This window comes from Mitsuaria sp. GD03876, assembly GCF_029840635.1.
Taxonomy (GTDB): domain Bacteria; phylum Pseudomonadota; class Gammaproteobacteria; order Burkholderiales; family Burkholderiaceae_C; genus Roseateles.
Genome location: NZ_JAOCCU010000012.1, coordinates 64,787 through 76,966, shown reverse-complemented (window position 1 = coordinate 76,966; position 12,180 = coordinate 64,787). Strand labels below are relative to the sequence as shown.

Genomic DNA, 12,180 nt, shown 5'->3' with positions numbered 1-12,180 from the left:
GTGCCTGCCGAGCGGCCCCATTCGGGCCGTCTCGGCATTTCCTCGTCCGGGTGTCGCCAGCTGTACTGGGGTGCGCCGGGCTGGTCCCTCAGCCTTATCGGTGTAACGAACCGAGGGTATTGAAAGAAAGACCTCATGCAAACGAATCTGCTCAAACCCAAATCCATCACTGTGGAGCCCCTGGGCGGTCATCGCGCCAAGGTGATCCTGGAGCCGTTCGAACGCGGCTATGGCCACACCCTGGGCAATGCCCTGCGTCGTGTGCTGCTGTCCTCGATGGTGGGTTATGCGCCGACCGAAGTGACGATCGCGGGCGTGCTGCACGAGTACTCCGCCATCGACGGCGTGCAGGAAGACGTGGTTCACATCATGCTGAACCTCAAGGGCGTGGTGTTCCGCCTGCACAACCGTGAAGAGGTCACGCTGGTCCTGCGCAAGGAAGGCGAAGGCCCGGTCACCGCCGCCGACATCCAGACCCCGCACGACGTCGAGATCATCAACCCCGATCACGTCATCGCCCACCTGTCGCAAGGCGGCAAGCTGGACATGCAGATCAAGGTCGAGAAGGGCCGCGGCTACGTCCCCGGCAACATGCGCCGCTACGGCGACGAGCCGACCAAGGCCATCGGCCGCATCGTGCTGGACGCCTCGTTCAGCCCGGTCAAGCGCGTCAGCTACGCCGTCGAGAACGCCCGCGTCGAGCAGCGTACCGACCTGGACAAGCTGGTCATGGAGATCGAGACCAACGGCGCGATCAGCCCGGAGGAAGCGATCCGTGCCTCGGCCAAGATCCTGGTGGAACAGATGGCTGTGTTCGCGCAGCTGCAAGGCACCGATCTGGTCGACGTGTTCGATCAGGCGCCGGCGGCCCGTTCCAGCAGCTTCGACCCGATCCTGCTGCGTCCGGTCGACGAGCTCGAGCTGACCGTGCGTTCGGCCAACTGCCTGAAGGCCGAGAACATCTATTACATCGGTGACCTGATCCAGCGTACCGAGACCGAGCTGCTGAAGACCCCGAACCTGGGTCGCAAGTCGCTCAACGAGATCAAGGAAGTGCTCGCCTCGCGCGGCCTGACCCTGGGCTCGCGTCTCGAGAACTGGCCGCCCCAAGGTCTCGACAAGCGTTGATTTTTTGAAATGGACGGGTCATTCGGCCCGTCCGGTGCCCCCGGCAGTACCTGATCCGGCTGCCGGCAATAACTGAAGGAAGGAAAGCACCATGCGCCACCGTAACGGCCTCCGCAAACTGAACCGCACCAGCGAACACCGCGCCGCGATGTTCCGCAACATGGCGGTCTCGCTGCTGCAACACGAAGCGATCAAGACCACGCTGCCCAAGGCGAAGGAACTGCGTCGCATCGTCGAGCCGCTGATCACCCTGGCCAAGGAGCCGACCGTCGCGAACCGTCGCCTGGCGTTCAACCGCCTGCGTGACCGCGACATCGTCGTCAAGCTGTTCAACGAGTTGGGCCCCCGTTTCGCCACCCGTCCGGGCGGCTACACCCGCATCCTGAAGATGGGCTTCCGCGTCGGCGACAACGCCCCGATGGCGTACGTCGAGCTGGTCGATCGTCCGGAAGCGGCCGAAGGCGACGCCGAGTAATCGGCGACTCGCGTTCCGCGCATGAAGGCCAGCAGCAATGCTGGCCTTTTTTCTTTTGTGTCCGCGATACGCGCACGCGGGGCCGGACATGCCGCCTGTCGAATGTCATGCCGCGCGCTTGGCGCTAAGCTTCGCGCCTTTCCGACCTTGACGACGACCTGGGCCACGAGCCCGCGCGTCCCGCGTTCATGACCCTTCCTGCCTTGATGCGACGTCTGCTGCCCGCGCTGGCGCTGCTGGTGGCGCTGGTGAGCGCCCTGCTGGGCGCCCCGGCCCGTGCCGACGACTTCCTCGAACCCGAACAGGCCTTCAAGGTCGACGTGCAACTGACCGGCGATCGCGAGTTCCAGCTGAACTTCACGATCGCGCCCGGGTATTACATGTACCGGGACCAGTTCAAGCTGGAACCCGCCGGCGCGACGCTGGGCGAGATCGCCTGGCCCGCGCCCAAGCGCAAGTTCGACGAGACCTTCCAGAAGGAGGTCGAGACCTACCGCGAGCGCCTGAGCATCAAGGTCCCGGTGGCGGCGCTCGAGGCGGCGCCGCTCAAGCTGGTGCTGACCGGCCAGGGCTGCGCGGACAAGGGGCTGTGTTATCCGCCGATGAAGAGCCAGTTGACGCTCGGCCTGAAGGGCTTCGGCGGCGACGGCGCCATCCAGATCGGCGCGGCGCCCGAGGCGCTGAGCGGCTTCGGCGTCTCGAACGCCGTGGCTTCGACGGCGGCCGACGCGTCGCCGGCGAAGGCCGCGGACGGCGCGGCCACCGGCGCGAAGGGCGCCACCGGCTCGCCGCTCGACGAGGTGCTTGCCTCCGGTCGGCTGTGGCTGGTCATCGGCGCGTTCTTCGCCGCGGGCGTGCTGCTGTCGCTGACCCCCTGCGTGCTGCCGATGCTGCCGATCCTCTCGTCGATCATCGTCGGCCAGGGGCAGGCGCCGTCGCGGGCGCGCGGCTTCTTCCTCGCCTTCAGCTACTCGCTGGGCATGGCGCTGCTGTACACGGCGCTTGGCGTCGCCGCCGGGCTCGCCGGCGGCGGGCTGGCGGCCTACCTGCAAAAGCCCTGGGTCCTGGCGCTGTTCGCGTTGATGCTGGTCGGCTTCTCGCTGTCGATGTTCGGCGTCTACGAGATCCAGCTCCCCAGCCGCTTCACCGGTGGCGTGTCCGACGCCACGCAGCGCCTGCCCGCCGGCAAGTTCGTGAGCGTCTTCCTGATGGGCGGGCTGTCCGCGCTGATCGTCAGCCCCTGCGTCGCCGCGCCGCTGGCCGGCGCGCTGCTGTACATCAGCCAGACCGGCAACGTCGCGATCGGTGGCCTGGCGCTGTTCGCGCTCGCCTGGGGCATGAGCGTGCCGCTGCTGCTGCTGGGCCTGTCCGCTGGCACGCTGTTGCCGCGCGCCGGTCCGTGGATGGAGACGGTGAAGTACTTCTTCGGCCTGCTGCTGCTGTCGGTCGCGCTGTGGATCGTCCAGCCGGTGCTGCCGCCGGTCGCGGCGCAGCTGCTGTGGGGCGGCCTGCTGATCGCGCTGGCGGCGCTGCTGGGCCTGTTCCAGCGCACCGAGATCAACACCCCGCGCGTCTGGCTGAGCAAGAGCGTGGCGATGGCCGCGATGGTGTTCGGCGTGGCGCAGTTCGTCGGCGTCGCCGCCGGCGGGACCGACACGCTCAAGCCGCTGGCCGGCGTGATCGGCGCCGGCAAGCCGGGCGCGTCCGCCGTGGTGGCGGAGTCGTCCGGTGTCAGCTTCCGCAAGGTCTCGAGCGTCGCCGAACTCGACGAGGCGCTGCGCACCGCCGGCAAGCCGGTGATGCTGGACTTCTATGCCGACTGGTGCGTCTCCTGCAAGGAGATGGAGCGTTTCACGCTGACCGACGCGCGGGTGCAGGCCAAGCTGGCCGGCGCCGTGCTGCTGAAGGCCGACGTCACCGCCAACAATGCCGAGGATCGCGAGCTGCTCAAGCGCTTCAAGCTGTTCGGGCCGCCGGGAACGATCTTCTTCGATCCCAAGGGCGAGGAACTGGTCGGCGTGCGCGTGATCGGTTTCCAGGACGCCGACCGCTTCCTGCAATCGCTGCAGGCGGCGGGCCTCTGAATCTTGCGAGGACTGTCGTCGAAAGTTGAGACGACCGTCCATTCCGTGCTACACTCTCTTTCTTCGATCGCGGGGTGGAGCAGTCTGGTAGCTCGTTGGGCTCATAACCCAAAGGTCGTAGGTTCAAATCCTGCCCCCGCAACCAGAACATCGAGCGTCGTCCCAGGACGGCGCGGCTGATGAGATCGACACGATGCGCTTCGGCCACGTGCGATCGAATCGGCAACATCGGCGGACCGACCTCGAATCGGTCGCCACACACCACAGCCGCGGGGTGGAGCAGTCTGGTAGCTCGTTGGGCTCATAACCCAAAGGTCGTAGGTTCAAATCCTGCCCCCGCAACCAATCGAACAAGGGCCCTCACGCGAGGGCCCTTTGTTTTTTCCGACGCGCGTTGGCAGGCTGGCCTACCAGGTCGCGGCGCCGCCGTGTGGGCGCCGCGCCTGCCGGCCGCTCGGCCCCGGTTCAATCGACGCGCAGTTTCGGACCCTCGCCGCCAGCGACGACACGGCCCACGACCCCCGCGGCGCCGAAGCCATGCTGCGCGAACACCCCAAGCACCTGGTCGACGGCTTCCGGCGCGCACGACACGAGCAACCCGCCGCTGGTCTGTGGATCGCTGAGCAGCGCTTGCGTGTCGGCCGGCAGACCGCTGCCGAGCGCCACCTCCGCGCCGTACGCCGCCCAGTTGCGGCCGGAGGCGCCGGTCACGCAGCCCTCCGCCGCCAGCGCGCGAACGCCGTCGAGCAGAGGCACCGACCCCCAATCGATCTCCACCGAGCATCCGGAGCCCCGCGCGATCTCCAGCGCGTGCCCCGCGAGCCCGAACCCCGTCACGTCGGTCAGCGCATGCACGCCGTCGAGCGCCGCGAGCGCGGGCCCCGGCGTGTTCAGCTTCGTCGTCGTAGCCAGCATGCGCGCATACGACGCATCGTCCAGCCGCCCCTTCTTCAGCGCCGCCGACATCACGCCGACGCCGAGCGCCTTGCCCAGCACCAACACGTCGCCGGCCCGTGCGTCCGCGTTGCGCTTCACGCGCGACGGGTGGACCAGGCCGAGCGCGACCAGCCCGTAGATCGGCTCGACGGAGTCGATCGTGTGGCCGCCGGCGATGGGAATGCCGGCCTCGCGGCAGACCGAGGCGCCGCCTTCCAGGATGCGGCCGATCGTCGCGGTGCTCAGCACCCCGATCGGCATGCCGACCAGCGCGAGCGCCAGGATCGGCGTGCCGCCCATCGCGTACACGTCGCTGATCGCGTTGGTCGCGGCGATGCGCCCGAAATCGTGCGGGTCGTCGACGATCGGCATGAAGAAGTCGGTCGTGGCGATCAGCGCCTGCTCGTCGTTGAGGCGATAGACGGCGGCGTCGTCCGCGGTCTCGATGCCCACCAGCAACTCCGGCGGCACCGGCAGCGCGCTCGTGCCCTTGAGGATCTCGGACAGCACGCCGGGGGCGATCTTGCAGCCACAGCCACCGCCATGCGACAGCGAGGTCAGACGCGGTTCAGCGGTGGGGGAAGAGGAGGTGGTGGCGTTCATGGCGGCGCAGCTTACCGCGCACCGCCTCCATCGCGCGGGGGAGGGGCGTCAGCCAGGCGCTGCTGCAGGGCGACGAAATCGTCCATCGCCCGCCACAGGGGCTGGTAGCGCGCCGGATCGCCATCGAGCGTGGCCAGCGCGAGCGCGCAGGCCTCGAGCGTGCTGCGTTGCGCCGGCCCCTGCGCGCGGCGGATCGCGTAGCGCGAAGGCGGGGGCGTCTCGAGCGACAAGCGGGGCAGCGTCAGCAGCCAGGGGTTGAGATGGAGCAGCCGTCGGCTGCGTCGCCAGGTGCCGTCGAGCACGACCAGCGTGAGCGGTTCGCCGTCGTTTCGGGTCGCGACGTCCAGCGCGCCCGGCGCGGCCAGGGTCGCGTCCCCAGGCGTTTCCGGATAGAGCAGGACGAGGTTGGCGGTGGAGGTGGGCGGGTCGAAGCGTTCGCCGACCCGCAGGCTCACGCGGGCCAGGCAGCGCGCCAGCAGCGCGGCGGTGCCCTTGGCCTGCCCGGCCTCCTGCGGATCCTGGAGGATCAACAGCGCCGACCGGTTCTCGACCGGTCGGACGCAGGCGCACCAGCAGCCGGCGAGCGGCCGGCGACAGCCTTCGCAAAGGGGGCGCCGGCCGATCGGACGGCCGCCCGGATCACCCGAGGAGGCCGCCATCGGCGGGAGCGGGTCAGGAGGCCGTCAGCGCGCCGGGCGCTGCGGCTTGCGGCCGTCGTTCGGACGGCCCTGGCCGTCGCGTCTGGGGCGGTCGCCGCGATCGCCGCGCGGGCCCTGGCCGGGGCCACCCTCGCCACGCGGACCGCCGCGACGATGATCGCCGCCACGGGGCGGGCGATCGTTGCGCTCGGGGCGCGGCGGCTGCTGGGCTTCTTCCTCGCGGGCCAGCTTCAGCTGGGCATCCAGCTGTTCCTGCGTCATGCCCTTGAGCGCGCAGAAGTTGGCCGGCGTCAGCGTGGTGCGCGAGAAGTCGCGCAGCAGTTGCGCGCGTTCATGGCGGCCGCGGTCTTCCTCGGCACGGCGCGCCTCGGTGATGCCGCGGCGGCGGGTCAGCTCTTCCTGGGCGGCGTTGCGATGCTCGTCGCTGAGCTCTCCGGCCGGCTGGCCATCGAGGTCGAAACGCGTCTTGGCCCGGGTCAGCGCGATCAGGTAGCCGGTGCCGCCGGTGTAGCGGCGCAGGAAGGCCGACAGCTGCGCCTTGGTGAACTGGCCCGGCGCGCGCTGCTGGATGTCGGACTGGACGCGCAGCTTCAGCGGCTTGGCGCCGCCGGCGAACAGCGCGGGGAAGAGCTCCTTCAGCTTCGCGGCGACGGCCTGGACGTCGACCCGGCCTTCGGCCTTGGCCTCGGCGCCAGCCGGTGCGGCGGCGGTGTCCGGCGCCTCCTGGGGCGCGGCGGTCTCGGGCGCGGCCACGTCGGGCGTCGCGGCCGACAGCGTCGTGTCAGCGGCGGGGGCCTTCGGATCGGGGGACTCGGGGGAGGTCACTTCGCCTTGCGGCGGGGTGCTGGAGGACATGCATCAAGCGGCGCGGGGCCGGCCTTCGGGAAAAAGGGGGATTGTGCCCATAGCCGCGCGGGCGTGGCAATTCGCGCCGATCGACGGCGGGCGCCCGTCCTGCCTGAGGGGGCCCGCCGGGGAGGGGGAATCAGGTCTTGGGTTCGCAGGCGGGCTTGCAGACCAGTTCGGTCCGGCCCAGGATGCGTTTGGACTGCAAGCTGCTCGGAGGACGGTGCCGCCCGCACTTGAAGCAGGAACGGGTCTGGCCGCTACCCTGGAACGGCGACCCCCCCAGCTTGGAGGCGTAGCGCAGGCCGTCTTCCCGAACGGCGGTGCAGGTGTCTTTGCTCATGGTCTCGCTTTGCTTGGCGCTCTTGTTCGCGCCGGCGGGGTCGTGTCCCGGCGGCACATCGATTCCCTCGCGATCCATATTAGGTAGGGCGTGTGACGGCGCGCTACATCGCTTGCCCGGGGGTGAAAGCACCGTCCGACGAACGGCGGCTTTTGCATCGACAATCGCCCGCTTGCCCGGCGGCCCGGGCGCCCGAGGACCATGGCCAAACTGTTTTTCCGCTACGCCGCGATGAATGCCGGCAAGTCGACCGCCCTGCTGCAGGTGGCGCACAACTACGAGGAGCGCGGCCATGCGGTGCGCCTGTTCACCGCCGGCGTCGACGACCGCTACGGGAAGGGCTTCATCACCTCGCGGCTGGGCCCGCAGCGGGTGGCGGAGGTGTTCAACGCCCAGACGGACTTCCGCGCGCTGATCACGCAGTCGCCGGCGATCGCCTGCATCCTGGTCGACGAGGCGCAGTTCCTCTCCAAGGACCAGGTCTGGTCGCTGCACGAGATCGCGCACATGCGCCACGTGCCGGTGATCTGCTACGGGCTGCGGACCGATTTCCTCGGCGAACTGTTCACCGGTTCGGCGGCGCTGCTGGCGCTGGCCGACGAGATGGACGAGATGAAGACCATCTGCGACTGCGGCCGCAAGGCGACGATGAACATGCGCGTGGACGCCTCGGGCCGCAAGCTGACCGAGGGCGCGCAGGTGGAGATCGGCGGCAACTCCCGTTACCGCGCGGTCTGCGGACGCTGTTTCAGGGCGTCCTGACGCGGACGACCTGAAAAAGAGACCGCGGCGTCCGTTGCCGGCCTTGGCCGGACGCGGACGCCGCGTGAGCCGGGACTTACTTCTTCGTCGCCAGCTGCTCTTCCAGTTCCTTGCAGGACGGCGCGCAGACTGGCTGGGACTTGCCCAGCAGCTTGCGGGACTTCAGCAGCGCGCGCGGGCGATGCTTGCCGCATAGGAAGCACGACATGGTCGCCGCGCCGAACGAAGAGGTCGCCGCGAACGGCGAACCGGGAGCTTTAGAGCGATAGCGCAAACCATCGGCTTCGATGGTCGTCTTGGTCGTTTCCTTGGCCACGCTGATCCTGATCCTGAATAAGAGTATGAAATGCGGCGCCGGATGCCCCAAGTTCCCCCCAGGGGCAGACGGCGAAACCCGTATTTTCCTATAAGCCGGACCGTCCCCGTACCGGGGCATCGCTAATGACCTCGCGCGAAGGTCGCCCGAATCGGCGGCAACGGACATTTGTCTCGCTGGCGGGCATGTAACACAGCCCCTGGGTGGCTAGGCATCGTCTAGGGAAAACACCTAGAATGCGCGCCGCGCCGTTTCACCGTGGCGTCAATGACAAGGACACAGGGAGCGAGCGCGTCGATGGACAAGATCGAAGGGCTGTTTGCCGCCATGAGAGCGGCCAGCCAGGACATGGAATGGCCGGCCACCGAGAGCCGTGACAGCGGCCTGGAGACCGTGGGCGAACTGGCCGAGCGCTACGCGATCGCCGTCAGCGAGGCGCTGTGCGACTACTTCCGCAGCTCGCACGCGAGCCTGTGGCTGCTGGACGGCGAACCCGGCGAGTACCGCCTGCGCTGCCTCGGCGCGCACGCGGTCGACGGCCCCAGCGGGCAACGTCCTGTCTGCGAACAGCGGGCCTACGCGGGCTACTTCGGCGCGCTGCTGACCGGCGGCGTGTTCGCCTGCGACGACGCCCACACCGATCCCCGCCTGAGCGCCCTGCAGCCGCCGCCGACCTGGCGCGCGATGCTGGACGTCAGCGGCCAGATCAACGGCCGGACCGTCGGCGTGATCGCGCTGGGACAGCGCGACGAGGCCCGGGTCTGGACCAAGCGCGAGGAACTCGACCTGCGTCGCGCCACCGCCAAGGCCTGCCTGCACCTGCACGCGCTGCGGCACGAGCTCGAAGCCGTCTGACGACCAGGCGCCACGCCGCCTGAGCCGCGCCGGTCGCCCGACCCGGCACGCCCCATCCCGCGCAGCTTTCAGCCTCAACTTCGACCGACCGGTCGGTTAATGTTTTGCGAAAAGTCAATGCGGCATCCACTGACGGAGGCCGGAAGGCTTGCCGCTAGAGTCGTCGCCGAACGTCGCATGACGACCAACCCCCGGGCGAAGGCCTTCGGAGCGGCCGCGACGCCGCCGGCATGCATCGGCGGCGCGAGGTCAACGGCTTCCGCCCGGCACCACGACAGGAGACAAGGTGGACGGGGCGATTGCAAGCATCCTGGTGCTGGACGGGGTCACCAATGGCGCGATCTATGCGCTGTTGGCGCTGGCCCTGGTCCTGGTGTTCGCGGTCACCCGCGTGATCTTCATCCCTCAGGGGGAGTTCGTCGCTTTCGGCGCGCTGACGCTGGCGGGATTGCAGCTCGGCCATACGCCGCTGACGGTCCACTTCCTGATCGCGATGGCGCTGCTGGCCGCGGTGCTGGACCTGGTCGCCGCCGCGCGTGCCGGCCGCCTGGGCGCCGAACTGGCGCCGATCGCGCTCCGCGCGCTGCCCGGCGTCGCGATCGGGCTGTGCGCGATGTGGCTGGCGCCGATGAAGCTGCCACTGGTGGCGCAGGCGCTGCTCACGCTGGCGGTGGTCACCCCGATGGGTGGGCTGTTGTACCGCCTGGCCTACCAGTCGCTGGCCGACGCCTCGGTGCTGGTGCTGCTGATCGTGTCGGTCGGCGTGCACTTCGCGCTGACCGGGCTCGGCCTGGTGTTCTTCGGCGCCGAGGGCTCGCGCAATCCGAGCTTCTGGGACGCGAGCTACACGGCCGGACCGCTGATGTTCTCCGGCCAGACGCTGATCATCGTGATGGCCTCGGCCGCGCTGATCCTGGGGCTCTGGCTGTTCTTCGAGAAAAGCCTCTATGGCAAGGCGCTGCGCGCGACCGCGGTGAACCGGCTCGGCGCGCGGCTGATGGGCATCTCCAGCACCTCGGCGGGCCGGCTGTCGTTCACGCTGGCGGCCTTCATCGGCGCGCTGTCCGGCATCCTGATCAGCCCGACCACGACGATCTTCTACGACAGCGGCTTCCTGATCGGCCTCAAGGGCTTCGTCGCCGCGGTCTTCGCCGGACTCTCGAGCTACCCCGGCGCGGCGCTGGGCGCGCTGCTGGTCGGCCTGATCGAATCGTTCAGCTCCTTCTGGGCCAGCGCCTTCAAGGAGGTCATCGTCTTCACCTCCATCCTGCCGGTGCTGTTGTGGCGCAGCTGGCGCGATCCGCACCATGAGGAGCATTGACGTGACCTCCGAACGAGCCACCGTGAACGCGTCGTCCCCGTCCTCCTCCGTGCCCGCGGCACCTTCGGCGAGCCCCTGGTCGCGCCGCATCGTGCCGGCGATCCTGCTCGCCGCGATCGCGGTGCTGCCGCTGCTGCCGGTGCCCGAGTTCTGGATCACCCAGCTGAACTACATCGGCATGTTCGCGCTGGTCGCGCTCGGGCTGGTGCTGCTGACCGGCGTCGGCGGGCTGACCTCCTTCGGCCAGGCCGCCTTCGTCGGCGTGGGCGCGTACACGACCGCGCTGCTGAGCGCGCGCTACGGGCTGTCGCCGTGGATCGGGCTGGCCGCGGGCCTGGCGATCACGCTGGCCATCGCGCTGGTGCTGGCGCTGATCACGCTGCGGATGTCGGGCCATTACCTGCCGCTGGCGACGATCGCCTGGGCGCTCAGCCTGAACTTCACGATCGCCAACATGGAGTCGCTGGGCAAGTACGACGGCCTGCTCGGCGTGCCGGCGATCGAGCTGTTCGGCATGAGCCTGGCCGACGGCCGCGCGATCTACTACCTGATCTGGCTGTTCGCGATCCTCGGCGCGATCGCCGTGCGCAACCTGCTGGATTCGCGCCCCGGCCGCGCGATCCGCGCGCTCGGCGGCGCGACGGTGATGGCCGAATCGATGGGCGTCTCGACCTTCCGCTACAAGGTCATCGTCTTCCTGATCGCGGCGCTGCTGGCGGCGATCTCGGGCTGGCTCTTCGCCCACGTGCAGCGCACGGTGAACCCAAGCCCCTTCGGCCTGAAGATGGGCATCGAGTACCTGTTCATGGCCGTCGTCGGCGGCGTGTCCAGCGTGTGGGGCGCCTTCGTCGGCGCGGGCGTGTTCAAGATCATCGAGGACCAGCTCAAGGAGCTGCTGCCGCGGCTGCTCGGCAGCAACGGCAACTTCGAGATCATCGTGCTCGGCGTCGTGCTGGTGCTGATGCTGAAGTACGCGCCCAAGGGCCTGTGGCCGACGCTGCAGGCGGCGCTGTCGCGCTGGTGGCCGGCCCGGCCGCGCGCGCGGGACTGGGACGGCGCCGCGCCGCTGGCCGCGCGCCCGAAGCCGGCCGCGGGATCGGTGCTGCTGAAGGTCGAGAAGCTGCGCAAGCAGTTCGGCGGCCTGGTCGCGGTGAACGACGTCAGCTTCGAGCTGCGCGCCGGCGAGATCATGGGCCTGATCGGTCCCAACGGCGCCGGCAAGTCGACCACCTTCAACCTGGTCTCCGGCGTGCTGCCCGCGACCTCCGGTGAACTGCGCTTCGCCGGCGAGCCGATCACCGGGCTGCCGTCGCGGCGGATCGCGCGGCTGGGGCTGTCGCGCACCTTCCAGCACGTCAAGATGATCCCGGACATGACGGTGCTGGAGAACGTCGCGCTCGGCGGCTACCTGCGCTCGCGCAGCGGCACCGCGCGGGCGATGCTGCGGATGGACCGCGCCGAGGAGCAACGCCTGTTCGCCGAGGCCGAATCGCAGCTGCGCCGCATCGGCATGCAAGACCACCTGCACGAACTCGCCGGCAACCTGGCGCTCGGGCCGCAACGGCTGATGGAGATCGCCCGCGCGCTGTGCAGCGACCCGTCGCTGCTGCTGCTCGACGAGCCCGCCGCCGGCCTGCGCCACAAGGAAAAGCAGGCGCTGGCAGCCGTGCTGCGCCAGCTGCGCGCCGAGGGCATGAGCATCCTGCTGGTCGAGCACGACATGGACTTCGTGATGGGACTGACCGACCGCATCGTGGTGATGGAATTCGGGACCAAGCTGATCGAGGGCACGCCGGCCGAAGTGCAGGCCAGCCCCGAGGTGCGCGCGGCCTACCTGGGAACGGAACACTGA

Annotated in this window: 12 protein-coding genes and 2 tRNA genes; 9 read left to right on the top strand and 5 right to left on the bottom strand. The window is 69.3% G+C overall.

Annotated features, from left to right (window positions below):
• Nucleotides 1-135 precede the first annotated feature (135 nt).
• From rpoA to N5D62_RS09725, 5 genes are all read left to right on the top strand, one after another.
• A complete protein-coding gene (rpoA, locus tag N5D62_RS09745) occupies nucleotides 136-1,128 on the top strand; it encodes a DNA-directed RNA polymerase subunit alpha (RefSeq protein WP_067278809.1) in 993 nt (330 codons plus the stop codon).
• 91 nt (nucleotides 1,129-1,219) lie between these two features.
• Complete coding sequence (gene rplQ / locus N5D62_RS09740; protein ID WP_279757525.1) at nucleotides 1,220-1,603, top strand: 50S ribosomal protein L17; 384 nt, start codon at nucleotides 1,220-1,222, stop codon at nucleotides 1,601-1,603.
• A 206-nt stretch (nucleotides 1,604-1,809) separates the two neighbouring features.
• Nucleotides 1,810-3,687 (top strand): protein-disulfide reductase DsbD, encoded by a 1,878-nt coding sequence (gene dsbD / locus N5D62_RS09735; protein WP_279757524.1) that lies wholly within the window; start codon nucleotides 1,810-1,812, stop codon nucleotides 3,685-3,687.
• 68 nt (nucleotides 3,688-3,755) lie between these two features.
• Nucleotides 3,756-3,832 (top strand) — tRNA-Met (locus N5D62_RS09730).
• 123 nt (nucleotides 3,833-3,955) lie between these two features.
• Nucleotides 3,956-4,032: transfer RNA gene (locus N5D62_RS09725), tRNA-Met, on the top strand.
• 120 nt (nucleotides 4,033-4,152) lie between these two features.
• Here N5D62_RS09725 and selD read toward each other — a convergent pair.
• From selD to N5D62_RS09705, 4 genes are all read right to left on the bottom strand, one after another.
• Nucleotides 4,153-5,226 (bottom strand): selenide, water dikinase SelD, encoded by a 1,074-nt coding sequence (gene selD / locus N5D62_RS09720; RefSeq protein WP_279757522.1) that lies wholly within the window; start codon nucleotides 5,224-5,226, stop codon nucleotides 4,153-4,155.
• Nucleotides 5,227-5,237: 11 nt separating this feature from the next.
• Entirely contained in the window at nucleotides 5,238-5,885 is a 648-nt protein-coding gene (locus tag N5D62_RS09715; RefSeq protein WP_279757521.1) for a DTW domain-containing protein, read from the bottom strand.
• Nucleotides 5,886-5,909: 24 nt separating this feature from the next.
• Nucleotides 5,910-6,740, bottom strand: coding sequence for a ProQ/FinO family protein (locus N5D62_RS09710; protein ID WP_279757520.1), 831 nt, complete (start codon nucleotides 6,738-6,740; stop codon nucleotides 5,910-5,912).
• A 130-nt stretch (nucleotides 6,741-6,870) separates the two neighbouring features.
• A complete protein-coding gene (locus N5D62_RS09705) occupies nucleotides 6,871-7,074 on the bottom strand; it encodes a hypothetical protein (RefSeq protein ID WP_279757519.1) in 204 nt (67 codons plus the stop codon).
• Between the two features lie 201 nt (nucleotides 7,075-7,275).
• Here N5D62_RS09705 and N5D62_RS09700 point away from each other — a divergent pair, with 201 nt between their 5' ends.
• Nucleotides 7,276-7,836 (top strand): thymidine kinase, encoded by a 561-nt coding sequence (locus tag N5D62_RS09700; protein WP_279757517.1) that lies wholly within the window; start codon nucleotides 7,276-7,278, stop codon nucleotides 7,834-7,836.
• A 76-nt stretch (nucleotides 7,837-7,912) separates the two neighbouring features.
• On the opposite strand, the gene N5D62_RS09695 is transcribed toward N5D62_RS09700, so the two are convergent.
• Nucleotides 7,913-8,152 carry a hypothetical protein gene (locus N5D62_RS09695; RefSeq protein WP_279757516.1) on the bottom strand — a complete coding sequence of 80 codons (240 nt, stop codon included), beginning with the start codon at nucleotides 8,150-8,152 and terminating at the stop codon, nucleotides 7,913-7,915.
• A gap of 297 nt (nucleotides 8,153-8,449) precedes the next feature.
• Between N5D62_RS09695 and N5D62_RS09690 the strand changes: the two genes are divergently transcribed.
• From N5D62_RS09690 to N5D62_RS09680, 3 genes are all read left to right on the top strand, one after another.
• Nucleotides 8,450-9,007 carry a GAF domain-containing protein gene (locus N5D62_RS09690; protein WP_279757514.1) on the top strand — a complete coding sequence of 186 codons (558 nt, stop codon included), beginning with the start codon at nucleotides 8,450-8,452 and terminating at the stop codon, nucleotides 9,005-9,007.
• Nucleotides 9,008-9,293: 286 nt separating this feature from the next.
• Nucleotides 9,294-10,328, top strand: a complete 1,035-nt coding sequence (locus tag N5D62_RS09685) for a branched-chain amino acid ABC transporter permease (RefSeq protein WP_279757513.1) — start codon at nucleotides 9,294-9,296, stop codon at nucleotides 10,326-10,328.
• 91 nt (nucleotides 10,329-10,419) lie between these two features.
• A complete protein-coding gene (locus N5D62_RS09680) occupies nucleotides 10,420-12,180 on the top strand; it encodes a branched-chain amino acid ABC transporter ATP-binding protein/permease (RefSeq protein WP_279757584.1) in 1,761 nt (586 codons plus the stop codon).